25 protein-coding genes and 4 pseudogenes are annotated in these 25,181 nt (G+C 46.4%); 13 read left to right on the plus strand and 16 right to left on the minus strand.

Features of this window, described 5'->3' with window-relative positions; translation table 11 throughout:
* Window positions 1–56 precede the first annotated feature (56 nt).
* From AC6I3O_RS15710 to AC6I3O_RS15730, 5 genes and pseudogenes are all read left to right on the plus strand, one after another.
* A complete protein-coding gene (locus AC6I3O_RS15710; RefSeq protein WP_497851700.1) occupies window positions 57–971 on the plus strand; it encodes an ATP-binding cassette domain-containing protein in 915 nt (304 codons plus the stop codon).
* The gene (locus AC6I3O_RS15715; protein WP_497851701.1) at window positions 964–1,788 is read left to right on the plus strand and encodes an ABC transporter permease; all 825 of its coding nucleotides are present in this window, start codon (window positions 964–966) and stop codon (window positions 1,786–1,788) included. The genes AC6I3O_RS15710 and AC6I3O_RS15715 overlap by 8 nt, the downstream gene beginning before the upstream one ends.
* A 10-nt stretch (window positions 1,789–1,798) precedes the next feature.
* The gene (locus tag AC6I3O_RS15720; RefSeq protein WP_497851702.1) at window positions 1,799–2,698 is read left to right on the plus strand and encodes a sensor histidine kinase; all 900 of its coding nucleotides are present in this window, start codon (window positions 1,799–1,801) and stop codon (window positions 2,696–2,698) included.
* Between the two features lie 12 nt (window positions 2,699–2,710).
* Window positions 2,711–2,815, plus strand: a pseudogene (locus AC6I3O_RS15725) (cysteine-rich KTR domain-containing protein); the annotation flags it as partial.
* 23 nt (window positions 2,816–2,838) lie between these two features.
* The gene (locus AC6I3O_RS15730) at window positions 2,839–3,207 is read left to right on the plus strand and encodes a BlaI/MecI/CopY family transcriptional regulator (RefSeq protein WP_497853493.1); all 369 of its coding nucleotides are present in this window, start codon (window positions 2,839–2,841) and stop codon (window positions 3,205–3,207) included.
* Between the two features lie 33 nt (window positions 3,208–3,240).
* Here the strand turns inward: AC6I3O_RS15730 and AC6I3O_RS15735 are convergent.
* The 3 genes and pseudogenes from AC6I3O_RS15735 to AC6I3O_RS15745 all read right to left on the minus strand — a co-directional run.
* Window positions 3,241–3,291: pseudogene (locus AC6I3O_RS15735) on the minus strand (hypothetical protein); the annotation flags it as partial.
* A gap of 7 nt (window positions 3,292–3,298) precedes the next feature.
* Window positions 3,299–3,415, minus strand: a pseudogene (locus AC6I3O_RS15740) (ABC transporter permease); the annotation flags it as partial.
* On the minus strand, window positions 3,412–3,699 hold the full coding sequence (locus AC6I3O_RS15745) for a hypothetical protein (protein WP_497851703.1): 288 nt from the start codon (window positions 3,697–3,699) through the stop codon (window positions 3,412–3,414). The gene AC6I3O_RS15745 and the pseudogene AC6I3O_RS15740, both read right to left, overlap by 4 nt.
* A gap of 166 nt (window positions 3,700–3,865) precedes the next feature.
* Between AC6I3O_RS15745 and AC6I3O_RS15750 the strand changes: the two genes are divergently transcribed.
* The 5 genes from AC6I3O_RS15750 to AC6I3O_RS15770 all read left to right on the plus strand — a co-directional run bounded on the left by AC6I3O_RS15750 (window position 3,866) and on the right by AC6I3O_RS15770 (window position 7,697).
* Window positions 3,866–4,498 carry a YesL family protein gene (locus AC6I3O_RS15750; protein ID WP_497851704.1) on the plus strand — a complete coding sequence of 211 codons (633 nt, stop codon included), beginning with the start codon at window positions 3,866–3,868 and terminating at the stop codon, window positions 4,496–4,498.
* A 109-nt stretch (window positions 4,499–4,607) separates the two neighbouring features.
* A complete protein-coding gene (locus tag AC6I3O_RS15755; RefSeq protein ID WP_497851705.1) occupies window positions 4,608–4,931 on the plus strand; it encodes a DUF1540 domain-containing protein in 324 nt (107 codons plus the stop codon).
* A gap of 133 nt (window positions 4,932–5,064) precedes the next feature.
* Window positions 5,065–6,450 (plus strand): AI-2E family transporter, encoded by a 1,386-nt coding sequence (locus tag AC6I3O_RS15760; protein ID WP_497851706.1) that lies wholly within the window; start codon window positions 5,065–5,067, stop codon window positions 6,448–6,450.
* 32 nt (window positions 6,451–6,482) lie between these two features.
* A complete protein-coding gene (metA, locus tag AC6I3O_RS15765) occupies window positions 6,483–7,403 on the plus strand; it encodes a homoserine O-acetyltransferase MetA (RefSeq protein ID WP_497851707.1) in 921 nt (306 codons plus the stop codon).
* A gap of 120 nt (window positions 7,404–7,523) precedes the next feature.
* The gene (locus AC6I3O_RS15770) at window positions 7,524–7,697 is read left to right on the plus strand and encodes a hypothetical protein (protein WP_497851708.1); all 174 of its coding nucleotides are present in this window, start codon (window positions 7,524–7,526) and stop codon (window positions 7,695–7,697) included.
* Window positions 7,698–7,783: 86 nt separating this feature from the next.
* Here AC6I3O_RS15770 and thrS read toward each other — a convergent pair whose 3' ends face one another.
* From thrS to AC6I3O_RS15785, 3 genes are all read right to left on the minus strand, one after another.
* Window positions 7,784–9,709 carry a threonine--tRNA ligase gene (gene thrS, locus AC6I3O_RS15775; RefSeq protein ID WP_497851709.1) on the minus strand — a complete coding sequence of 642 codons (1,926 nt, stop codon included), beginning with the start codon at window positions 9,707–9,709 and terminating at the stop codon, window positions 7,784–7,786.
* A gap of 62 nt (window positions 9,710–9,771) precedes the next feature.
* Window positions 9,772–10,242 (minus strand): acyl-CoA thioesterase, encoded by a 471-nt coding sequence (locus tag AC6I3O_RS15780; protein WP_497851710.1) that lies wholly within the window; start codon window positions 10,240–10,242, stop codon window positions 9,772–9,774.
* Window positions 10,243–10,608: 366 nt separating this feature from the next.
* A complete protein-coding gene (locus tag AC6I3O_RS15785; protein WP_497851711.1) occupies window positions 10,609–11,115 on the minus strand; it encodes an SEC-C metal-binding domain-containing protein in 507 nt (168 codons plus the stop codon).
* A gap of 78 nt (window positions 11,116–11,193) precedes the next feature.
* On the opposite strand from AC6I3O_RS15785, the gene AC6I3O_RS15790 reads away from it, so the two are divergent.
* Complete coding sequence (locus AC6I3O_RS15790) at window positions 11,194–11,445, plus strand: hypothetical protein (RefSeq protein ID WP_497851712.1); 252 nt, start codon at window positions 11,194–11,196, stop codon at window positions 11,443–11,445.
* A gap of 258 nt (window positions 11,446–11,703) precedes the next feature.
* Here the strand turns inward: AC6I3O_RS15790 and AC6I3O_RS15795 are convergent, their stop codons facing one another.
* The 4 genes from AC6I3O_RS15795 to cls form a co-directional block, all read right to left on the minus strand.
* Window positions 11,704–11,865, minus strand: coding sequence for a hypothetical protein (locus AC6I3O_RS15795; RefSeq protein ID WP_497851713.1), 162 nt, complete (start codon window positions 11,863–11,865; stop codon window positions 11,704–11,706).
* 203 nt (window positions 11,866–12,068) lie between these two features.
* Complete coding sequence (gene asnB / locus AC6I3O_RS15800) at window positions 12,069–13,910, minus strand: asparagine synthase (glutamine-hydrolyzing) (protein WP_497851714.1); 1,842 nt, start codon at window positions 13,908–13,910, stop codon at window positions 12,069–12,071.
* A gap of 164 nt (window positions 13,911–14,074) precedes the next feature.
* On the minus strand, window positions 14,075–15,367 hold the full coding sequence (locus AC6I3O_RS15805) for an adenylosuccinate synthase (RefSeq protein WP_497851715.1): 1,293 nt from the start codon (window positions 15,365–15,367) through the stop codon (window positions 14,075–14,077).
* Window positions 15,368–15,563: 196 nt separating this feature from the next.
* Window positions 15,564–17,126 (minus strand): cardiolipin synthase, encoded by a 1,563-nt coding sequence (cls, locus tag AC6I3O_RS15810; RefSeq protein ID WP_497851716.1) that lies wholly within the window; start codon window positions 17,124–17,126, stop codon window positions 15,564–15,566.
* Between the two features lie 189 nt (window positions 17,127–17,315).
* Here cls and AC6I3O_RS15815 point away from each other — a divergent pair, with 189 nt between their 5' ends.
* Window positions 17,316–17,651, plus strand: coding sequence for a hypothetical protein (locus AC6I3O_RS15815; RefSeq protein ID WP_497851717.1), 336 nt, complete (start codon window positions 17,316–17,318; stop codon window positions 17,649–17,651).
* Between the two features lie 162 nt (window positions 17,652–17,813).
* Window positions 17,814–18,269, plus strand: a complete 456-nt coding sequence (locus AC6I3O_RS15820) for a GNAT family N-acetyltransferase (RefSeq protein WP_497851718.1) — start codon at window positions 17,814–17,816, stop codon at window positions 18,267–18,269.
* On the opposite strand, the gene AC6I3O_RS15825 is transcribed toward AC6I3O_RS15820, so the two are convergent.
* From AC6I3O_RS15825 to AC6I3O_RS15850, 6 genes and pseudogenes are all read right to left on the minus strand, one after another.
* Window positions 18,261–19,463: a glycerate kinase family protein gene (locus AC6I3O_RS15825; protein WP_497851719.1), complete on the minus strand. Its 1,203-nt coding sequence runs from the start codon at window positions 19,461–19,463 to the stop codon at window positions 18,261–18,263. The two genes, AC6I3O_RS15820 and AC6I3O_RS15825, sit on opposite strands and share 9 nt — an antisense overlap.
* Window positions 19,464–19,485: 22 nt before the next feature.
* Window positions 19,486–20,466, minus strand: a complete 981-nt coding sequence (locus AC6I3O_RS15830) for an ABC transporter ATP-binding protein (RefSeq protein WP_497851720.1) — start codon at window positions 20,464–20,466, stop codon at window positions 19,486–19,488.
* Window positions 20,463–21,451 (minus strand): annotated as a pseudogene (locus AC6I3O_RS15835) (ABC transporter ATP-binding protein). Before AC6I3O_RS15835 ends, AC6I3O_RS15830 begins: the two are co-directional and overlap by 4 nt.
* Entirely contained in the window at window positions 21,444–22,307 is an 864-nt protein-coding gene (locus tag AC6I3O_RS15840) for an ABC transporter permease (protein ID WP_497851721.1), read from the minus strand. The pseudogene AC6I3O_RS15835 and the gene AC6I3O_RS15840 overlap by 8 nt, the downstream one beginning before the upstream one ends.
* 10 nt (window positions 22,308–22,317) lie before the next feature.
* Window positions 22,318–23,271, minus strand: a complete 954-nt coding sequence (locus tag AC6I3O_RS15845; protein ID WP_497851722.1) for an ABC transporter permease — start codon at window positions 23,269–23,271, stop codon at window positions 22,318–22,320.
* 84 nt (window positions 23,272–23,355) lie between these two features.
* Complete coding sequence (locus AC6I3O_RS15850; RefSeq protein WP_497851723.1) at window positions 23,356–24,954, minus strand: ABC transporter substrate-binding protein; 1,599 nt, start codon at window positions 24,952–24,954, stop codon at window positions 23,356–23,358.
* Between the last annotated feature and the right edge of the window lie 227 nt (window positions 24,955–25,181).

Genomic DNA, 25,181 nt, shown 5'->3' on the forward strand with positions numbered 1-25,181 from the left:
TTCTTTACCAATTACAGATATAATGCCAGTACACTAAACAAGGAGGTTATGCTTTTATGGATTATGTTCTTAAAACAAATGCTTTGTGTAAAAAATACAAAGATTACAAAGCATTAAACGGACTATCTATGAATGTTCCCAAAGGAGCAATCTATGGCTTTGTAGGGAAAAATGGTGCTGGCAAGACAACACTTATCCGTCTGATTTGCGGCTTGCAAGAGCCTACATCTGGCGAATACACGCTATATGGAACAAAAAGCACAGATAAGGAGATTTTAAAAGCACGCAGACGGATGGGGGCTGTTGTGGAAACGCCCTCGATTTATCTTGATTTGACAGCTGAGGATAATTTGAAACAGCAGTATCGTGTTCTGGGACTTCCATCTTACGATGGATTGGCGGATATTTTAAAACTGGTTCAATTGGAGAATACAGGAAAGAAAAAAGCCAAAAATTTCTCTCTTGGTATGCGGCAACGATTGGGTATTGCTATCGCATTAGTCGGTGACCCTGATTTTTTGGTTTTGGACGAGCCTGTCAATGGTCTTGACCCACAGGGAATTATCGAAATGAGGGAGTTAATCTTAAAACTCAATCGGGAACAGCAGATTACTGTATTGATTTCCAGTCATATCCTTGACGAATTATCCAGACTTGCAACGCATTATGGATTTATTGATAAAGGGCAGATTGTAAAAGAAATCAGTGCCAAAGAGCTGGATACTGCCTGCCGCAAGTGTATTCGCCTTGAAGTGACGAATACCCGGACACTCTCTCGTGTGTTAGATGGAATGAATGTTGAATACACCATTGTTTCTGACAAGGCGGCTGATGTGTATGCCAGAGTCAATGTTTCCAAATTAACACTCGCTTTAGCAAAAGAAAATTGTGAAGTGATTTCCATGCAGGAAAGGGATGAAAGTTTGGAAAGCTATTATGTCGGTTTGGTAGGAGGGAAAGAGAATGACTAAAGTGTTATCCGCAAATTTTATGCGGTTGAAAAAGGACAAAGTTTTTTGGATTGGCTTAGCTTTTATGTTTGCGGCAGGCATATTTTTCCCTGTCATGCGATACATGGATATGAAACATACAGGCACAATCAATCCGATAGATAATACATTTTTGGGATGCGTCTTGTTTATTGGCATTATAATGGCGGTATTTTGCAGTCTGTTTATTGGTACAGAATACAGCGATGGGACTATCCGAAACAAAGTAATCGTTGGGCAAAATCGAAACGCAATTTATTTGGCAAATTTTGTTACGTGCGCAGTTGTGAGCCTTATTATGTGTATCGTATTTTTTGTTCCTTATCTTTGTATTGGCATTCCTCTGCTTGGCTTTTTTAATATGGCTACAAAAATAGTTATGTTATTTGTATTGACAGCATTTCTGCTTGCTATTGCATTTTCATCTATTTATACTTTGATTTCGATGTTAAATCATAGCAAGGCGATAACTGCTGTTATATGTATTCTTTTTGCTTTTTTGCTTCTATTTGTGGGAGGGCAATTAAATAAAATGTTAAGCGAACCTGAAATGAATATGGGTTTGGTTGTGACTGAAAACGGACAAGAATATGAAGAAATACCAAATCCGCATTATTTGAATGAGGGAGAACGGAAAACAGTTCAGTTTATTTACGATTTTATTCCCGGTGGACAGGTAATTCAATGTATATCATTGGAGGCTGCAAATTTGCCATTGTTACCTCTCTATTCATTTATCATTATTTTATCAACTACAGGCATAGGATTAATTGGTTTTAAGAAAAAAGATTTAAAATAAGGAGTATGTTATGGAAATATGGTTATGGGTATCTATCGGCATTTTGATTGCAATTATCATTGCCTTATTAGTAAAAATACATATTTTACAAAAGTCAGTAAAGGAAATTGAAATTGCTTTTGCCGATAGACTCGTAACCGATACGAATATTTTGATTGATATTTCCAGCAGCGACAAGAATGTGCGTCGTTTAGCGAATACTATCAACGGACAGCTTCGCAAACTCCGTACGGAACGCCGCCGATTTCAGCAAGGCGATTTGGAGTTAAAAAATGCAGTCACGAATATTTCACATGATTTACGGACACCGCTTACGGCTCTCTGCGGTTACTTGGAATTGTTAGAGCAGGAAGAAAAGTCTGAAACTGTAAATAGGTATATCGAAATTATGAAAGACCGTGTGGATATTTTGACACAGCTTTCAGAGGAACTTTTTAGGTACTCTGTTATCATTTCAACAAAAGACAATATAACCAAGGAACAGGTAATTATCAATACGGTATTGGAAGAAAGTATTGCAGCATTTTATACGGTTTTAACCGAACGAAATATCGTGCCAGAGATACAAATATCTGAAATAAAAGTAGTGCGGATGCTTGACCGTTCCGCATTATCCCGTGTATTTTCCAATCTGATAAGCAATGTTATAAAATACAGTGATGGAGATTTGAAGATTGTTCTGTCAGAGAATGGGGAAATTGCCTTTTCTAATATGGCTTCTGGATTAGACGAGATACAAGTGGGAAGATTGTTTGACCGTTTTTATACTGTAGAAGCTGCCAGAAAATCAACAGGTTTAGGATTAACAATTTCTAAAACACTTGTTGAACAAATGAAAGGAACTATATCCGCAATATACGAAAACAACAGATTAAGCATTCATATCTTTTTCCCAGATATTAAAGAATGAAGGGATTGACTTATGCAAGATGCAGAATGGATACGCTATCCTGTTTGTGGCAGCAAAACTCGTGACAGAATTAGAGAAGATAGCGTTTTGAAAAACTATCCTCTTTACTGTCCGAAATAAAATTTTTTACCTGCGCTGCCCTGCCGCAGATTTCCGAAGCTGAGTATGAAGTGATGAAGGTCGTATGGAAATACGCGCCCATCAATACAAATGAGATCACTGAAAAATTACTGAAAACTACTGCCTGGAGCCCCAAGACCATACAGACCCTGATTAAGCGTCTGGTGACAAAAGGCGCTCTCTCTTATGAGAAACAGGGCCGGATATTCGTCTACACTCCGCTTGTATTGGAACGGGAGTATGTGGGCCAGGAAAGCCGTTCATTTCTGAAACGCTTTTACGGCGGGGATATGACTGCCATGCTGTCCGCATACATAGAAAATGACGGTCTGTCCGATACGGAGCTTGAACAGCTTCGCACCCTGCTTTCTGTAAAAAAGGATAAATGAGTTTCCATTCCAATCCACCAGAATCAGGTTGTTCCTCTCATAGCCGGCAGGAAGGATATACTGCCGGTTCAGTTCCATTACCATTCCCTTCAACACCGCCCATAAGAAGAAAGAAAATAAGCGGAACGATATAGCAGGTAACTAAGAGAGATTTACTTCGTATATCCAATTTCCACTGTAACGCTACACCATATAAAAAACCGTTCATTCCGTTTCCCTCCTTGCCATTTCGATAAAATGTTGTTCAAGTGTACCACGGTCAACTTTAATATCCAATATATGAATTTCTTTTTGCTTTAAATCATTAAACAAAGAAATCAAAGTATCTTCAATATTATCTGTTTCAAAAGTGCTGTTCCCCTGCCTCGTTTTGATATGGATAAAATACTTTTCCCCAATCTTATCTGTCAGTTCTGTCGCTGTTCCACAAAAGGCAATATTCCCATTATTTAAAATTACAAGTCGGTCATATAAGTTTTCCACTTCCGCCATATCGTAACTTTTTCAAAAATTTCCATCTAAACTTAAATTTTATGCGCAATTTCTTGGATTTTATGTCCAATCTTTCACTTTTCTTGTCTGCCTTTTTCTTTATTGGTATACTAAACAAATATCATATTTCTACTTCCCCAAGAAGCATATGAAAGGAGGAATTGCCTTGAAATTTGGTTTTATGAATTACGACAGCAAATTCTCACGAACTGTGAACCGGCTGACTGAACTTGTCTTATTAAATTTTGTATTTATCCTTACCTGTATCCCTATCTTTACGATCGGGGCTGCTGTTACCGCGCTTTACTCCACCACACTGAAGATGGCTCGGAATCAAGAAGGTTATATCATCCGAGGATATTTCAAAGATTTTGCGGGAAATTTCAGGCAAGCGACTATATTCTGGGTGATTGAGCTGCTATTGTACTTACAGCTCAGAGTGTTGTATATCGCCGCTGTCGTAAACGGGGACGGAATGATGAAAGCATATACGATCATTACGTGGACGCTTGGTATCCTATACAGCATATATTTCCTGTTTGTCTTCCCATTAATCGCCACGTTCCAGAATACATTTATCAGAATTGCCCGCAATGCATTCGTCATGATAATTTCCCATCTTCCATGGGTGTTGGCTTCTTATCTGATTGTGGCGGTTCCTCTTGCAGCAAGCTTTGGAATCCATACGAAAATTCTCCAGTTTACTATGCTGTTCTGGTTTCTGGTTGGATTTTCTCTGGTTTTATACCTTAGTTCGTTCTGTCTGAACCGGATATTTTCCCGCTATATGGACAGATGACATTCAGATTGATGTAGATTTGTCTTCATTTCTGAATTTTCTCTCATAAAATAGCAAAAAAATGGTCATAATAAGCCTTGATATCCATGAAAACTTAGGAGGTAAAATTATGCCAGAATTAAGATGCACGGTACAGACATGTACACACAACAAGAATTTCTACTGTGACTTAGACGGAATCGTAGTAGGCGGTAACTCTGCAAAACGCGCTGAGGAAACATGCTGCGATAGCTTCGAGGAACGCAAAGGCGATTCTTACAGCAACGTAACCGGTGAGGCGTCTGCCACAAGCACCATCGACTGCAAAGCCACGGACTGCACGTACAACGACAACTGTAAATGCCATGCCGGCAAAATCAGCGTAGAGGGAAGCAACGCCTGCCGCTGCGGCCAGACAGAATGTGCAACCTTCACATGCGGCTGCAACAGTTAGACACACTAAAATATATGAATATCCGGAAAACAGGAGCGAAAATGAACGCTCCTGTTTTTCTTATGTTTTTCATTGACGCAAATATACCCCGATAGTATAATGATATTATCTGCAAAGAGAAGAGGGTTAGTATATGAGCAGTAAAAGAGCAAAAACAGAAAATCCGGGAACAGATAAAAATAAGGATATGGAAAAAGGAACAAATACAGACACAGAAACTGAACGGCAGGCACATTATTTCAGCCGCCCCAGCCTCGGAAAAGGCGGTCCGTCAAAACTCCGCCAGCAGTTTAGCCGCGGCATGACTTTTTTTCTGGTAATCGCCGCCAGTATCATTTTCTATTTTGCCCTGCTTAGGCTTACGAATATTTCTAAAGTATTCCAAGAGATATTCGGAGTTTTGAAACCAGTGGTCTATGGCTGTGCGCTGGCTTATCTTCTGAACCCCATCGTAAAACAGGTAGACAAGCATCTCGTACCTGTCCTGAAAATAAAACTGAGGAAACAGGGACAAGCGGAGAGAGTTTCCCGCGCCGTAGGCATCCTTGCGGCTGTCGTGCTGCTGATTGTATTAATAGTTACACTGTGCAACCTATTAATTCCTGAGCTATATTCCAGCATCCGCAACCTGGTAATTACACTGCCGCGGCAGTTAGACGACTTGGTTTCTGAATTGAGCGAGGTGAAGCTGGATGATTCGACGACCAGCACCCTTCTCAAGACCGCTGTCAAAGAAGGAACAGACATGCTTATGGACTGGCTGCGTACAGATCTCATGGCGAAAGCAAATGAACTGATGTCTAACCTGACGGTAGGTGTTCTGAACATTGTAAGCGAAATATTTAACGCAGTAATCGGATTAATTGTTTCTATATATATTTTGTTCAGCAAAGAAACATTTGTACGCCAGTCGAAAAAATGTGTTTACGCCGTCCTGTCTGCTCGTCATGCCAATATGGTTCTCCATCTGACTACGAAGAGCAATGACATTTTCGGCGGATTCATAATCGGCAAATTAATCGATTCCGCAATTATCGGGGTTTTGTGCTTTATCGGACTGACCATATTGAAGATGCCTTACGTAATGCTTGTAAGCGTAATTGTAGGCGTTACAAACGTAATCCCGTTCTTTGGACCATATATCGGAGCAGTTCCAAGCACAATCCTCATCATGCTTGCCAATCCGATACAGGGTGTATATTTTGTTATTTTTGTCCTGCTTTTACAGCAGTTTGATGGCAACATCCTGGGACCTAAGATTCTCGGCAACTCCACGGGATTATCTGCTTTCTGGGTTATCGTCGCAATCTTGTTAGGCGGAGGCCTGTTCGGATTCGTGGGGATGGTCATGGGTGTGCCTACATTTGCCGTCCTCTACTACATTGTGCAAATGCTGATGAACAGCCATCTTGAGAGAAAGAACCTTCCAACCGGCTCAGAATACTACGACACGATGAGTTATGTGGACGATGAGGGAACCTACTATCATTCCGAAGGAAAGACGCAGGCTGCCGAATAGATACCAGTAACAGAAAGGGGACTTAAAATACTATGCCAATCAGAGTTCAAAACAACCTCCCGGTAAAGGAAATCCTAGAGAGTGAAAATATATTCGTCATGGACGAACACAGGGCGACCCATCAAGACATCCGCCCAATTAAGATTGGGCTGCTGAACCTGATGCCGCTCAAGGAAGATACGGAGCTTCAAATTCTCCGTTCACTTTCAAACACACCGCTGCAAGTAGACGTATCCTTCGTCACAGTATCTACCCATGAGTCGAAGAATACGCCAACCAGCCACTTAAACCAGTTTTATCAAAGATTTAATGAAGTCAAAGAAGAAAAATTCGACGGCTTTATCATCACCGGCGCCCCTGTGGAGCAGATGCCTTTTGAAGAGGTGGACTACTGGGATGAATTAACCGAAATCATGGAATGGAGCAAGACTCATGTAACCTCCACCCTACACTTATGCTGGGGCGCACAGGCGGGAATCTATTATCACTACGGAATCGACAAAGTTCCGGTAGACCGGAAAGTTTTTGGAATCTTCCGGCACAAGGTAATGAACCGCAAGATTCCTCTTGTCCGGGGATTTGACGATATATTCCTCGCCCCCCATTCCCGCCATACGGAAGTACCGATGGACAAGCTCCAGGCTGAAAAGCGATTGACCATCCTTGCCGAATCAGAAGAAGCCGGGCTGTTCCTCGCTATGGCCAAAGGCGGCCGGCAGATCTTCGTCATGGGACATCCGGAATACGATAGGGTGACGCTTGACAGCGAATACAAACGAGACCTTCAAAAGGGCCTGCCGATTGAACTGCCTAAAAACTACTACACGGATGATGATCCAGAGAAGAAACCGCTGCTTACCTGGCGCGCCGCTGCTAACAATCTTTATACAAACTGGTTGAATTATTATGTGTACCAGGTGACGCCGTATGATTTGTATGGAACGCCGTTTTAATGAGGTATTAAGGATGGCATGTTATATTTGATAATTGAAGAAAAGGCTTTATACCATATTTATGGATTGATATAATGTAAGTATCAAAGTAAGCGGCGTTTATAGAAAGTGGGTGAAGATATGCCAAGCGAAAAAGAATATAATGGTTATCTTTTAGATCAACTATCAGCAGTCGAAAGAATAGAGCGTCAGGTAAAAAAAGGCGATCTAAAAGCTGCGGAGGAAGAAATAGAGATTATAAAAAATGAAATAAACCGTAAACTTTACCAGAAACCACCGTTAACAAACAGCTAAACGGGAGTGTAAAGTATTTTTTCCAAAGGGATAAGCTGGCGTTAATGCCAGCTTATCATCTGTCGTCTTTGGAGGCCAAAAGAGCCTTAATCTTCCTTCACAATCTCCCTCTGAATCTTACCGGCAATCTCTTCCTTCACAGCCGCAATAAACTCATCGATACCCTTCTGCCCTTCATCTCCGGCAAACCGGCTTCTCACTGCCACCAGCTCCTGCTCTTCTTCCTTCGCGCCCACGACCAGCATATATGGAATCTTATTCATCTGAGCCTCACGGATCTTATATCCAATCTTCTCCGCCCGCTCGTCAATCTCCGCACGGATGCCGGCAGCCTCTAGTTCCTGAAATACCTTCTTGCCATAATCCAGATGCTTCTCCGAAATTGGCAGTACCTTCACCTGCACCGGCGCAAGCCATGTAGGGAACGCACCTGCAAAATGCTCAATCAGGATACCGATAAACCTTTCAATCGAGCCAAATGCAACTCTGTGGATCATAATCGGCCTGTGCTTCTCTCCGTCCGCGCCCGTGTACTCCAAATCAAATCTCTGGGGCATCTGCATATCCAACTGAATCGTCCCGCACTGCCATGTCCTGCCAATCGAATCCTCCAAATGGAAATCAATCTTAGGACCATAGAAAGCGCCGTCTCCCTCGTTGACCACATAGTCAAGTCCCAGATCGTCAAGCGCGCCGCGAAGTCCTTCCGTCGCCATCTCCCAATCCTCGTCGCTACCCATGCTGTCCTCCGGACGTGTGGACAGTTCCACATGATACTTGAACCCAAACAGGCTGTAAACCTCGTCAATCAGCCTTGCCACACCCTTAATCTCATCACGGATCTGCTCCGGCATCATGAAGATGTGGGCATCATCCTGATTAAAACAGCGAACCCGGAACAAGCCATGAAGGGCGCCTGACTTCTCATGCCTGTGTACCAGCCCGATTTCACCCGCACGGAGCGGCAAGTCCTTATAGGAACGTGGCTCAGCCTTATACACCAGCATCCCTCCCGGACAGTTCATCGGCTTAACGGCAAAATCTTCCTCGTCAATCACCGTGGTATACATGTTGTCCTTATAGTGATCCCAATGCCCGGAATTCTCCCACAGATGGCGGCTTAAAATAATCGGCGTAGAGATCTCCACATAGCCGTTCCTCTTATGAAGCTCCCGCCAGTATTCCATCAGCGTATTCTTCAGCACCATGCCCTTAGGAAGGAAGAACGGGAATCCCGGTCCCTCGTCGCACATCATGAACAAGCCCAGTTCACGCCCCAGTTTCCTATGGTCGCGCTTCTTCGCCTCCTCAAGCCTGTGCAGATACTCCTCAAGCTCCGCTTTCTTAGGGTAAGAAATGCCATAAATCCTGGTCAGCATCTTATTCTTCTCGCTGCCCCTCCAGTATGCGCCTGCAAGGCTTGTCAGCTTCACAGCCTTCACATTCTTTGTAGACATCAGATGCGGTCCCGCACAGAGATCCACGAACTCACCCTGACGGTAAAAACTAATCTCCTCACCTTCCGGCAGATCCTCCACCAGTTCTACCTTATAAGGCTCTCCATTCTCCTGAAAATATGCGATAGCCTCTTCTCTGGACTTGGTAAATCTCTCGATTGCCAGATTTTCTTTCACAATCTTCTTCATCTCCGCCTCAATCTTCTCAAGATCCTCCGTCACAAACGGAGTCTCTCTGTCAAGGTCGTAGTAGAAACCGTTGTCGATAGACGGTCCAATGGCCAGCTTCGTCTCCGGATACAGACGCTTCACAGCCTGCGCCATAATATGAGATGTAGTGTGCCAGAACGCTCCCTTCCCATCCTCGGAATCAAATGTCAGAAGCTCAAGCTCGCAGTCCTCTGAAATCTCTTTCCTCAAATCCACGATATCACCGTTCACCTTCGCACTGGTCGCCGCCCTTGCAAGCCCTTCACTGATATCTTTCGCGATGTCAAGCACCGACCTGCTGCCTTCATACTCCTTGACGGAACCGTCTTTCAATGTAATCTTCATAATGCACCTCTCTATCTTTGTTTTATATACTCACTATCGTTACGCAGCCTCTCAGCCCTTTGTTACTCCTTGCGGTCTTCCATATCCCTATGGTTCTCTGTATCCTGATGGTCTTCCAATCCCTGTACAAACATCTGGTGACACTCCAGGCATGCCTGTTTCAAAGACAGGAACTTCCCCTCTCGATCAAGGAAACAATGCTTCGTCGTTCCCCGGCAGCAAGTCCTCTGATGCTTCTGGTCAATCACCTCATACCCCACAGTCAGCCGGATACCGTTGTATTCCTTGATAAAAGTCTCCACCGTCACCGTCTCACCAAACCGCACCATCTGGAGATAATCCGCCTCCACAGACAGCACCGGGCTTAAAATCCCCCGGGCCTCCATCTGGTCATATCCCATTCCCATCTTCTCCATATAATCCGTCCTGGCTTCTTCAAACCAACGGATATAGTTGGAATGATGCACGATTCCCATCTGGTCAGTCTCATAATACTGAACCTTATGCTGATAAGGTTCCCAATCATCCTTCATATCCTCTTTCATCCTCCTTCCGGCTGTCTTACAGCCCGGGCAAAACGCCCAATCCTATTTCCTCTGCACGGGTCTGCGCATTAAAAAATCCCTTACAGCACATCTCACTGTAAGGGACGATATTCTCGCGGTTCCACCCTAAAATTGCTCCGGCAAACATGCCAGAACCACTTCATTCGTGATGATAACGGAATCACCGGACTGTTTTGCAGCCGCTCAGAGGTAGTTTTCAGAAGGTTCCGGAATAAGAAGCTTACAGCCTGCGGCTCCTCTCTCTGTCATTCCTTTCCCAGCCTACTCGTCTCGTCAACGTGTTCAACAATTTTCATACCAAATATTATAACACGGGATTTTTCTTTGTCAATCCTATTTTCCACAGCATTTCTTATATTTCTTCCCGGAACCGCAGGGACACGGGTCGTTCCGCCCAATCTTCTTCTCCTTGCGGATTGTTCCCGATAACTTCTGCTCCTTATAGAGCTTTTTGCGTTCCTCTTCTGAATAAATGGAATCCCACTGGGGAAGGTTATAGAGCCAGTCCGCCTTGGCCGCGACCATGTTCTTATACAGCTTCTCCTTGTCAAACCCAAGGCTTACCTCCGTATCCTCTTCCATCGTCTCAATGGGGTTCTCCACCTTCAGGCTCTCGTTAATGCCGTCCAGGAACCCGACCATAGTCATGACATCCTGTCCATACTTTTCTGCCAGCTCCTTCACGGTCCCCTTCACTTCCTCATCCGGGTTCGTAAGAAGCTGCTCATAGATTCCCTTCTCAATCTCAAAATATTTGTCCCAGAATTTTTGAAGATTCTGTGCGCCTGCTTTCTGGTCGTAAGCGACGTCTCTCCACTGTTCTAATAATGTACCGCTCATAATATATACTGCTCCTTTGTATTGCTTTTTTTTCCTGCCACTTATATAATATACTAAAGTCTTATTAAGATGTAAAGGATGATTCTCATGAAAAATAAAAAATCTGGTAAAATCAAACGAATCTTAGCGGCGTTAGGCGCATTCCTGCTCTTCGCCATGTATGCGCTCACCTTAGTCTTCGCACTCATTGACCACTCCGCCACGAAAGGGCTTTTGAAGGCTTCCATCGCCTGTACCATCATACTTCCGGTACTGCTCTATGCATTCACGCTGGTCTACCGTCTCACCGGGAACAGCGAAGAACACCCGGATTGCCATGACGAAGACTAGTCTCCGTTATGATTCCCTGCGTTACACAAAAGGGGCTGCCTGAAAACCTCATTTCCCGACGCCCCCTTTTGCCCCATATATGATTCTATACTTTGTTGGACGAAGTCCACCCGCCCCGTAAGGGGCATGTATTACGGTGTGCCCTTGGGTATACCTTAATGGACGAAGTCCACCCGCCCGCAGGGCATGTATTACGGTGTGCCCTTGGGTATACAATCCCGCCGGCTGTCCGTCCCGTATGTAAGAAGACATACACGCCTAATTACCCACGAGACAGGACATCAGGACCAACGCATGGTTCTCCGCCGGAATTCCTCCCCGTCTCTGGCTTTTATCCAGATCCCTGAGTCTTTTTCTCTTCGTAAGGTATTCTTCTATTGAGATTACTTCTGTATGGTTCGATTCCTTTTTCTGCTGCATTGTAATACCTCCTATCCTATTCATACCAAAAGGACTGCCTAATCCCTCATTATTATTATATGGATATACCCCACATAATATGACAGATATTTCAAATCCTTCCTGATTTATGAACCTGTAAACAGGATAACAGGTAAATATGTCCATGTTATGGCAGAATTCTAAAAGAAAGGTTAGTTATTTCTTAAGGAAATAGAAACACTCTAAACATCCTCTGACTCAAAGAATACCTGATGCCATACCAGGAACGCATACACCGTCCAAATCTTCCGACTGTTGTCTTCCCTGCCCGCCTTATGCTCCTCAAGGAGCTTAACCAGACGCTTCGTATGGAAATACTTTGCCGCCGTCTCCCCGGTAAATGCCGTCTTAATCTGCTGATACCAGTCGTCCTCCTTGAACCAGTTGCGGATCGGAATCGGGAAACCTAGCTTCTTCTTTTTCGCCACCTGCTCCGGCAGATACTCATCCGCCACCTTCCGCAGCACATATTTCGTCGTATACTTCTTCGTTTTCTGCGAATGAGGAATCCGTCGCGCCACCTCAAATACATCCTTGTCAAGGAACGGTACCCGGACCTCAAGGGAATGGGCCATGCTCATCTTGTCCGCCTTTAGCAGGATATCCCCTGGCAGCCAGTACACCAAATCCAACGCCTGCATCTGGTCGGAATCCGGCAGGCCGCTCATCTTGTCGAACTCTTCCCTGAGCAGCTCTTTTGGTTCCGGAACATTCTTTTTCCTCTTCAACAACTGTTTTCTCTCATCCGCCGTGAAAATATATGCATTCCCAATATATCTTTCACTTAAAGGCCGTGCCGCGCGAATCAGGTAATTCCTGCCCTTCATATGCTTGGGAAGACGCTCTGCGGCGCCTGCAATCTTCTTTCTCACCCCCAGTGGAATCCACCGGCTCCACTTCAGAGCTTTCGGCTCCAGATAAATGTTATACCCGCCGAAGATCTCGTCCGCTCCTTCTCCCGAGAGCACTACCTTCACCGACTTTGAAGCCTCCTTAGCAAGGAAATAAAGCGCCACGGCAGACGCATCCGCCAAAGGCTCGTCCATGTGGTACATGACCTTGGGGATAGCCTCCTTGAACTCCTCTCTTGAAATATATTTACACCGGTTCTCAATCCCAATCTCTTTCGACAGTTCCTTAGCGTAGGTAATCTCGTTATACTTATCCCCCTCATGGGCAAACCCCACGGTAAAAGTCCGGTTACATTTTGACAATGCGGCAATCAGGCTAGAGTCTACGCCGCTAGAAAGGAAGCTGCCTACCTCCACGTCACTGATGAGATGCCGCTTCACCGACTTGTTCATGACATTTCTCGTCTCCGCAATCATCGCCCGCTCGCTCTCCTTCGCCCCCGGATCCAGCGTCGGCTCGAAATACCGCTCCACAGTAAGCTCATTATTCTCGAAAGTCAGGTAATGCCCTGGGAGTAACTTGTAGATTCCCTTGAAAAATGTCTCCGGGAGGGCAGAATACTGGAAAGAAAGATACTGCTCTAACGCTTCCTCATTCACTTTCTTCTGATATTCCGGATATTCCAGGATACATTTGATTTCAGACGCAAATACCAGAGTCTTTCCCACCACAGCATAATAAAATGGTTTGATTCCAAAATAATCCCTTGCTGCGAACAGGGATTTTTTCTTGTCGTCCCAGATTGCGAAGCCGAACATTCCCCGCAATTTGCCCAGAAGCTCCTTCCCGTATTCCTCATAGCCGTGAAGCAGCACCTCCGAATCCGATGAATTCCGGAACTCATGCCCCTTCTGCTTCAGCACCTTCCTAAGCGCCTGATAGTTATAGATTTCCCCATTGAACACCAACGCCATGGTGCCATCCTCGTTGAGCATGGGCTGCATCCCTGTATCCAAATCAATAATGCTCAGCCTCCGAAACCCAAGCAGCGCGCCGTCAGAGACATAGGTATCCCCACCGTCCGGTCCCCGGTGCTCCATGACCTTCATCATTCTGGCAAGTACCTGTTCCTTATCTTTCGTCTCTCCGATCATTCCACAAATTCCACACATATTCTACGCCCTTCTTCCGCCTAAATTGTTGGAACTGTAAACCACCCCGCCTCATTGCGGGAAACAGATTTACAGTTCCTAATTATCATTTCCAATATCTTACTGTATTATTGTATTATTTGCACGCCTGCCCTGTCCACGCCATACAGCCATTCCACAGCGCATTATTTCGCAAATTGACTTATACGATGGATAATATCCTCTCTCCCCGGCCCGTTTGACACCATCGTAATCGGATACTCAATCTTCTCTTCCACAAACTCAATATACTTACGGCAGTTCTCAGGCAGCTCTTCATATTCCTTAATGCCCCTGATGTCACATTTCCATCCCGGCAGCTTCTTGAAGACCGGTTTCGCCTTGTCAAGCAGATACGTAGCAGGAAATTCTTCGGTTACTTCCCCGTCTATCTCATAGCCGACACACACCGGAATCTCATCCAGATACCCCAGTACGTCCAATACGGTAAACGCCACGTCTGTCGTCCCCTGCATCCTGCATCCGTATCTGGACGCCACACAGTCGAACCATCCCACTCTCCTTGGACGTCCCGTCGTAGCGCCATACTCGCCGCCGTCCCCGCCGCGGTTCCTCAGCTCGTCCGCCTCGTCCCCGAAAATCTCACTGACGAACGCGCCAGCGCCTACGGCGCTGGAATAAGCCTTGCACACGGTGATGATCTGCTTAATCTCATACGGAGGAATCCCCGCGCCGATGGCGCCATATGCCGCCAAAGTCGAAGAAGACGTTACCATGGGGTAAATGCCGTGATCCGGGTCTTTCAGGGAACCAAGCTGCCCCTCCAGCAGAATCTCCTTGCCCTCTTTCAAAGCATTGTGGAGATAGAGCGCCGTGTCGCACACATAAGGCTCTATCATCTCCTTATATTCCTTTAGTTCCCCATACAGCCCGTCCGGATCAATCAGCGGCTTATGGTACAGGTGTTCGAGCAGAACATTCTTCTGCTTGGCAATCCTTACCACCTTCTCCTTCAACAATTCATCGTCAAAAAGTTCACTGACCTGAAATCCGATCTTCGCATATTTATCTGAATAGAACGGAGCAATTCCTGATTTGGTGGAACCAAAAGATTTCCCGCCAAGCCGCTCTTCCTCATATGCGTCAAAATTCTTATGATAGGACATTACCATCTGGGCTCGGTCCGATACAAGAATCTTAGGCTTCGGAACTCCCCTGTCAACAATAGACTGGATCTCCTTGAAGAGTACCGGGACATCCAGCGCCACTCCATTGCCGATCATACTCGTCGTATGGCCGTAAAAAACACCTGACGGCAGGGTGTGGAGCGCAAACTTCCCATAATCATTGACGATTGTGTGCCCTGCATTCGCACCTCCCTGAAATCTTACGATGATATCTGCCTTTTCGGCAAGCATATCCGTAATCTTTCCCTTGCCTTCATCTCCCCAGTTGGCGCCAACTACTGCTTTTACCATATCAATTCCTCCTGCGTTATCTGCATCACTTATCATTTACATGAGTATTACACCACTTAGCATTATACTATATTTTTCCACCACTGTAAAATGCATTTTTCGTCAATCCTTCACTTTTCACCGACACGATGTTACTGTTCACACCTACGGTGCTCACAACAACGAATCCGGCCTATTCAAAGTTGCCTTACGGCAGCTACATCAACGGAGCGACCAGACGCAGCACATGTCCCGCAACCTTTGTCAGCATGCTTCGCTCCTTCGCCTCTACCAGCGTCACCTTATGGCATTTTGCAAGAGTCTTCTGGAAATCCGCCTCAATCTTATACACCTCCGGATTATTGTAGATAAACGCCCCGCACTCATAATGCAGGTACAGGCTCCGGTAATCCAGGTTAATCGTCCCTACCGTCGCTGTATCGTCGTCCGACACAAACACCTTCGCATGGACGAACCCCGGCGTATACTCATGAATCTGCACGCCGCTTTCAATCAGCTCTTTATAGTATGTCTTCGCCACTGCAAAAGCATACCATTTATCTGGAATATGAGGCATAATAATCATGACCTCTATCCCACTCTTTGCGACCCGCGTCAGCGTCGTAATCATCTCATTATCCAGAATCAGATATGGAGTCATGATATGTACATACTTCTTCGCATGGTTCAGGATGTGGAAATAAACCTCTTCCCCCACATTTTCATTATCAAAAGGGCTGTCCCCATAAGGTATCACATACCCAAGCCCCCGGCGGGGCTCCAATCGTTTCGGCGTCAGATACCGCATATATTTCTCCGGCCTGTGCTCTTCTACGTTCCACATTTGCAGGAAAATCATGGTCAGGCTCTGCACGGCATCCCCCCGCAGCATCACAGCCGTATCCTTCCAATGGCCGAACCGCTCCTTCCGGTTAATATACTCGTCTCCCAGGTTCACGCCTCCGGTAAACGCCACCTTCCCGTCAATCACACAGATTTTCCTGTGATCCCGGTTATTCTGGGTGGTGGACAGAAAAGGCACAATGGGGTTTGACATTTTACACTGAATCCCACATTTTTCAAGTTGTTTCGGATAATTATAGGGCAGCATGGAAATGGCGCACATCCCGTCATACATGAACCGGACTTCCACACCATCCGCCGCCTTCTGCTTGAGGACGTCCAGAATGCTTCCCCACATATACCCCTTCTCCACGATAAAATATTCCATGAAAATATATCTGCGGGCTTTCCTAAGCTCCTGCATCATCGCCTTGAACTTATATTCCCCCAGCGGATAATAATGTACTTCCGTATTCTGGTAGGTCGGGAATCCAAGCTGCCGGAACAAGTAATGGGACAGCTGGGCATTGGCAGATTTGCTGGCACGCAGATTATCTACCACCTCCGGGTCCTGCTGCATATAGGGGGCTGTCTCGAGCCGCAAGGTAGACAGCCGGTTCTGCATGAACCGCGTTCCCACCTGCATCTGCACGAACACATAGAACAGGACGCCGATTAACGGAAATACCAGGACACATAGCATCCACGTCATCTTAAACGCAGGATTGCCTTTGCTATTGGTGATATAAATCACCACGACCGCCTCCAGAATGATCAACGCCCCATATATATACGGGAGATACTCCCGCAGGTAGAAAACTGACGAGACCATCAGCCCGAATTGCGCCAAAACCAGAAGAAGAATGATCCCCGTCCTGCTGAATATAATGCGGAACAGACCCTTTTTAGCCGTCGCCGGCGCTTCATACTTGTTCATCGTACATCCTCTCCTTTTTACTCAAAAATACAATATCCTACAGTTTAACACAGTTTTATAGATTATTCCAGCGCTGCCGAAAAGTCCTGAAATCACTTTTCATACATTTTATGATAATTTTAGAGGAAAAATAATACAATGTGTGGTATGATATATTCAGAATACATTTTGAAAGGAGTTTTAATTACTATGAAGAAATGGGGTAAAGGTTTATTTGGGCTGGCTGCTGCCGCTGGAACGATTGCAGGCCTTATCTATTATTTAAAGAAAAAAGATTCCAGTGAAGATGATGAGTTTGAAGATGAATTCGAGGATAATGACTTCGACCTTGACAGCGACCTAAAGCCAGTGTCAGACAGGGAGTATGTTTCCCTGAACGCTTCTAAGGGCGAGGAAGAGGCAGAGAATGCAGAAGCGAAGGACGCTCAATCTTCTGACGAAGAGGCTTCCGAGGAGAAGATAGAGGACAAAGAAGAGGCTTCTGGCGAAGAAGCGGATACTGAGAAAGAGACATCTGAAAATTAGAAAAGAATTTTCCGGAGGGCAAAACCATTCCATCGGTTCTGCCCTCTTATCATTGCCGGTCATTTTTTATCGGCAGCAAAATCTTCAAGAGCAATACAAACGCATTGTATCGGCGGCCACAATTACAACGTCAAAAACAACAAAGAAGAAGGTGAGAAATCTATGATTCAAATCGTAAAATTAAGGGAACATCCCGAACTTGCAGCGTCAGCCGCAGAATGGTTCAACCAGAAATGGAACGTCCCTTTGGAAGCATACAAGGAAAGCATTGCCGCATGCCTGAAACAGGAATCCGCCGTTCCCCAATGGTATCTTGCGATGGAAGGGGACAGCATAGCAGGCGGGCTGGGCGTAATTGAAAATGATTACCACAGCCGCAAAGACCTGACGCCGAATGTCTGTGCCGTCTATGTGGAAGAAAGTTACCGCTGCCGGGGCATTGCCGGGAGAATGCTGAATTTCGTCTGTACGGATATGAAGGAAAAAGGCATTGCTGCCCTTTACCTCCTCACAGACCACACTTCGTTCTATGAACGCTATGGATGGGAATTCCTATGCATGGTACTAGGCGACGGCGAGACAGAGCCTTCAAGGATGTATGTCCATACTTTACATTAAGATTGCCCTGAATACCTGCTCCACAGACAATGCCATGTTTTCTTTCGCATTTTCCGGGACCATTGCCTCATCCAATGTCGTAACTCCGCGTACAATCGGGAAGAACGCGTCAATCCCTGCCGCATTACATTCACCGGCATCCTTCGTAACGCCTCCGGCAAATGCAAGCACCTTTGCCCCATATCGCTTCGCAAGACGGGCAACTCCTACCGGAACCTTGCCCATAGCCGTCTGGGAATCCAGCCGTCCTTCGCCGGTAATCACGATATCCGCATCCTTCACTTCTTCCTCAAGCCCAACCGCATCCAATACAATGTCAATTCCCGGTTTCAATTCCACATTGGGAAGATAACTCAAGAATGCAAACCCCAGCCCTCCTGCGGCGCCTGCGCCTTCTGCCCATCTATGATCTGTACAGGAAGCCTTAATCGGTGAAGCCTCGCTCGTTTCGCCCGAACTGGCATGGCCGGATGTCCGTAGGAGATACTCTTTCGTCTTATCCGCAAAATGCTTCATCTTGTCATCAAAAATTGGTTTCTCTTCTTCCCTGACTCCTTTTTGCGGTCCATACACATAGACCGCCCCATTTTCACCACATAGCGGGTTCTTTACATCACAGGCAATACTGAAATGACACTCTTTCAGCTCTTCTGGCACATGCTCTCCGGAAATGGACGCAATACGCCCCATATCCTGAAGCCCTGGCCCGACAGGCTGTCCATCCGCGTCCTTAATCTCATAACCCAGCGCCTGAAGCATGCCGATTCCGCCTTCGCTTGTGGCGCTTCCGCCGATTCCGATCATGAATTCCCGGCAGCCTCTCTTTACGGCATCCAGAATCATCTCTCCCACGCCGTAGGTCGTCGCCTTTAATGGGTCCAGTTCTTCTCGCTTTACCAGAATAATTCCGGAAGCTTCTGCCATCTCCATCACGGCTGTCCTTCCGTCTCCCAGGATTCCATATCTTGCATTCGTCTTTTCGCCCAACGGCCCTGTGACCCGGACGGAAACATATTCTCCGCCCAAGCCTTCCACCAACGCCTCCGTAGTCCCTTCGCCGCCGTCTGCCAGAGGTTTTACGGCTATCACCGCCTCTTCGCCGCAGGCTCTTAGAATCCCGGCTTTCGCCGCGTTTCCCGCCTCCATCGAACTCATGCTGCCTTTGAATGAATCAATCGCAATTACTATCTTCATATCCTGTTACTCCATTTGTTTTTTATCCCAATTCTTCCGCAAAATGGCACGCCACAAAATGCTTCTCATCCATTGCCTCAAGTTTCGGGCATTCTTCCTGGCACCGCTCCTTGGCATAAGGACATCGCGGCGCAAAATGGCACCCTTTCGGTACGTCCATAGGGCTTGGAAGTTCTCCCTTGAGCTTGATCCGCTCCCGGCTTGCCGCCTTCTTAGGATCGGCTACCGGAATCGCAGACAATAACGCCTGCGTATAGGGATGCATTGGATTCTCATACAACTCGTTACTCTCCGTCACCTCCACCAGATTCCCCAGATACATCACCCCGATTCTGGTACTGATATAGCGCACCATAGACAGGTCGTGTGCCGCAAACAGATAGGTAAGCCCAAACTCCTCCTGCAGATCCTCCAGCATATTGACCACCTGTGCCTGAATAGACACATCCAATGCCGCAATCGGCTCGTCGCACATGATGAATTCTGGGTTGACCGTCAGCGCCCTGGCGATCCCAATCCGCTGCCGCTGCCCGCCCGAAAATTCATAAGGGAACTTCATCAGATCTTCCGGCTTCATTCCTACCCTATTTAAAAGATACTCCATCCTCTCCCTTCTCTCCCCCTCGGACATGCCGATCTGCTTCATCGGCTCATCCAGAATCTCCTCCACATTCCAGAAGGGATTCAGCGCCGAGTAGGGATCTTGGAAAATAATCTGCATCTTATTCTGGAACTCTTTAAGCTCCGAAGTCTTGACATTGGTAATATCTTTTCCTTTATAGACCAGCTTCCCGCCCGTCACGTCATACATACGGATCAGCGTCCTTCCCAGCGTGGATTTCCCGCATCCGGACTCACCCACAAGACCAAAAGTCTCGCCCTTATGAATTTCAAGGTCTATCCCGTCTACCGCTTTTACATACCGGGTCTTCCCTCCAAGGAAACCTTTCACGGGGAAATATTTTTTCAGATCTGAAGCGGAAATCAAAATCTCCTGGCTCATGCTCTCTCCTCCTCCCGTGCATTTAAGAAACACATCGCGCGGTGCGTTTCGCTGAATTCCTGATATCCTGGCAGCTCCTTATGGCATCTCTGCTGCGCCTGCGTACACCGCTTTGCAAAGGGACAGCCCGCAGGCGGATTGCTAAGGGACGGCGGAAGCCCCGGAATCGATTGGAGCCGTTCTCCTTCTTCCAAGTCCAAAGAAGGGATTGCCCGAAGGAGTGCCTTTGTATAGGGATGCTTAGGGTCATAAAATATCTCTTCCGAAGTCCCGCACTCCATGATCAGTCCGCCGTACATAATCGCCACATTGCTGCACACCGTTGCCACCACTCCCATATCATGGGTAATCAGCACAATCGACGTTTTGTATTCTTCCTCCAGCTCTTTCAGCAAATCTAGAATCTGTGCCTGTATCGTAACGTCAAGCGCAGTCGTCGGTTCATCTGCAATCAAAAGCTTTGGCTCACAGGCAAGCGCCATGGCGATCAAAACTCTCTGGCGCATTCCTCCGGAAAATTCATGGGGATACTGCTTTAATCTCTGTTCCGGCATGGGAATCCTACTTTTGTCAGCATCTCCACCGCCTTCTTGCCCGCCTCTGCCTTGGAACAACTGCTGTGGCGCAAAATGACCTCCTCCAACTGCTTTCCTACCTTCACCAACGGATTCAGCGCAGTCATGGGGTCTTGGAAAATCATGGTCATATCCTTTCCCCGCAACTTGCGGTACTCTTCCTCCTTCATCCCAGAAAGCTCCATCCCGTTCAATTTCAGGCTGTCGCTAAAGACCTGTGCATTTTCGGGCAGAATCCCAAGGACTGCCTTCATGGTCACAGATTTCCCACTGCCGGACTCTCCGACCAATCCAAGGATTTCCCCTTCTTCCACCGAAAGGCTGACTCCCCGCACGGCATGAACCTCCTGCCCACGGCTTTTGAACACGGTTCTTAGATTCTCTACTTCTAATATCTTCTTATCACTCATTTTTCTCACCTGCCGTTATCTTAGGTTCTACGAATACACGGAGCACATCCCCCAATTTGTTGAAGGAATAAACCGTCAAAATAATCAGGATTCCGGGAAGCACCGCCATATAAGGCGCTTTCTGCAAATACTGCTGGGAACTCTGTAAAAGGCTCCCCCAGCTCGACATGGGCGCAGCCACGCCGATTCCCAGGAAACTTAACGCACTCTCCATCATTATCGCACTGGCAATCTCCGCCGTAGCAGCCGTAATGATGGTGGGAAATATGGACGGCAGCACATGGTTAACCATGACCTGCGCCGGATGCCTTCCGATAAATCTTGCATACTGCACATATTCCCGTTCTTTGGCTGACAACACCTCAGAACGCACCAATCTGGCAATTCCCATCCAACTGAACAGGCCGATGACAATAATAATGGAAAAAAGCCCCCGCTTGAACAAAAGCCCGAACACCGTCACCATAATAATCCATGGAATCGATGAAAATACGTCTACCAGACGCATCAAAAGGCTGTCCACCAACCCGCCGAAATATCCGGACATCATCCCCACGGCAACGCCGATTAGGATCGACGTGACCATTGCCAGTACGCCTACCAGAAGGGATACCCTTCCGCCATATAAGACACGGATAAAATAATCCCGCCCCATCTCGTCCGTACCGAACCAATGACTGCCGGAAGGGTACTCCAGCTTATGGGTCACATCGATAGCATCCGGGTCTACATTTACAAATACAACAAAGATACTGATACAGATAATCACACAGAGATAAATGGCAGCAAAAATTGCCTGCTTATTATGCTTGAATTCATATATCACATTTTCCAGTCTACGATTCTTTTTCTTCATGCCCTCACCTCTATTTCATCGTCTTGATTCTCGGATCTGTCAGGCAGTAGAGAACGTCAGAAAGCAGGTTGCCAAGAATCACCAGCGTCCCGGATAGTACCAGGATGCTCATTACAATGGGATAATCCATCGCCGAGATCGCCTTCACAAAATAAGAACCAATTCCCGGCCATGAGAAAATCGTCTCTGTGATCACCGCCCCTGTCACCAGCATGGGAAGCGCCATGCCAAGCTTTGTGATCAGCGGAATCAATACATTTCTCCCCACATGCTTGAATAGGATCTCCGTCTTTTTGGCGCCGAATGCCTGCTGCACGATTACATAATCTTCCTTGAGCTGCCCGATGGCAGACCCTCTGACATAACGGGTCAGATCCGGCAGAAATCCCACCGTCAGCACGAGATATGGCATTGCAAAATGCTTCATAAAATCTGCGAAGGAATCCTCAAGCCCTATGGTATGCATCCCCATCAACGGAAAAATCTTGAACTTGTATCCCAGGAAATACATCACGATCATAGCGAACCAGAAGGTCGGCATAGAGATTCCTACCGAGCAGAAGCCGTCGATAAGCTTATCCTGCCATTTGTTCTTATGGCTTCCTGCCAGAAGCCCCAGCACGATAGAAAGAAGGTATGCAGTCAGATAGGACGGCAATACCAGCTTAATGGTCGCAGGAATCCGAATCTTTAAGTCATACTTGATACTGGTATGGGACAGCAGCGAATATCCGAAATCTCCTTTCAGAATATTTACCACCCACCGTCCATACTGCACGATCATAGGATCGTTCAGGCCATAGGCTTCCCGCTTTGCCTCCACCTCTGCCTTCGTCATGTCCGGCGTTGTGATGGAGTCAATGGCATCATAAGGAGCCAGATTGATCAAGGTAAAACAGATCAGGGTGATGAGCAGCAATAACGGGATTGCCTGCAAAATACGTTTTACAATGTACTTTAACATATTTCCTCCTAAAATCCGAAAAAGAGGCTGTTGCAAAATGCTTACACATCTGCTATTTTGCAACGGCCTCTTCGCCATACACTGTTATTTCAGTTCCAGTTTAGACAGATCTCCAAACGTATAGATCGGTACGAATCCTGCTTCTTCAAGGCCGCCTACACGGGCAGTCGTCACAAGCGTACGCAAGTTGGAACCAAATGGATAGAAGATTGCTTCTTCTGATATTTTTTTCTGAAGTTCATTATAGATTTCTTTTCTTTCAGCCTCATCCAAAGTCGCATTTCCATCGGCAAATAACTTGTCTATCTCTGGATTGTTGTAATTGATCATATTGTCTTTCGTTGAAACAAACAGGGAAGAATAGAGATCCGGGTCTACACCCATTACGTATCCGCCAAGGTAGATATCATATTCCGTATTCTCGTTGTCATAAGCCACCTTCATGTACGCTGCCTGATTCATGCCCACCATCTCTACTTCAATGCCGATTTCCTTTAATTCTGCCTGAATCGTAAGCGCCTGGTTGGTCTGGACCTGATCCTCTTCTATATAACAGAGCTTTAATGACTTAGAACCCTTTGCCGTCAGCTCTTTCGCCTTATCTACATCCTGCTCCCATTTCTCCACATCATCACTGTAATAGCTGTTGTTCGGAGGCAGGAAGGAATATCCCAGATCAAAGAACTCCTTGTCCGTATATGCGGCCGTCAAAATTTCCTCACGGTCCATGGCATACAGGATTCCTTCGCGGTAGGACTTGTCCTGCATGTTCGCAGATTTCGGGTTCAGCCTCATATAAGCCACACGCCCCTCGCTGTAGTTCGTGATATTGAAGCTGTCGTTATCCTGATATGGATCTAACAGGTCCGGGAGCCCAATCCATGCATCAATCTCGCCGTTCTGGAGAGCAAGGGTAGCCGTGTCGTTGCTCTCGATGACCCGGTAGACGATCGTGTCGATATTCGCTTCGCCATTTGCATAATTCGGGTTTTTCTTGAATTTTAGATGCTGCCCTGTCTGATACTCTTCCAACATATATGGACCTGCGCCTACCACTTCTTCCTCCAGCATATTGATGTCAAAGGTGTTCTTTCCTTCAAAATAGTGCTTTGGAAGGCTGCTTGCCTCGGAAGATAACATCTCCATGGCGCTGGCGCATACGGACGGAAGTTTGAACTCTACCGTCAGGTCGTCTACCTTCTCGAACTTGATTGGCTCGCCTCCGATGAACAGGTTCTCTGACTGTTTATTCTGTTCTTCATAGGTATAGATGATGTCGTCTGCCGTAAGCGGCTCCCCATCGCTCCATTTCAAGCCTTCTTTCAGCTTCATCGTATAGGTCAGCCCGTCTTCTGACGGCTCCATACTCTCCGCAAGAATGTAGTCAATCGTACCGTCTGCATAAACGTAATATGCAGGTGAGTACAGGAGATGGCAGGTCATCAGTCCCCATCTGTCGTCTGCCGTAAGTGGGTTCAGGGTATTGCCGGTGTCGCCCCCAATTGCATATGTAAAGACACCCTCTGCTCCCGTTGTTTCCGTTCCGTTTTCACTTTCTGTGCCGCTGCCTTCTGCAGCCGCTTTTGATTTTGCTTCTTCTTCCGGGTCGGAACTGCCGCAGCCGGTGAATGCTGATACCGCCAAGGCGGCGCAAAGCAAAATACTTACCAGTTTCTTCTTCATTTTTTTCCTTTGCATTTTTGATTCTTTAATTTTCTATCCTGTCCATTGTATCCCTAATCTGCTTTAGATGTCCAATCAATAAAACAAATGAAAGGCGGTCATTTATTTATAAATGCAATAGAATGCAACTTCCTTGGAAATTTACGATATTTTGCTAGTACTCCATCCAGCTAGAAATTGAACTAATTTTGGGGATAGCCATTCTCCATTTGGGGGTAAGGTTCTTC

The organism is Sporofaciens sp. St.21A7 (assembly GCF_059728535.1).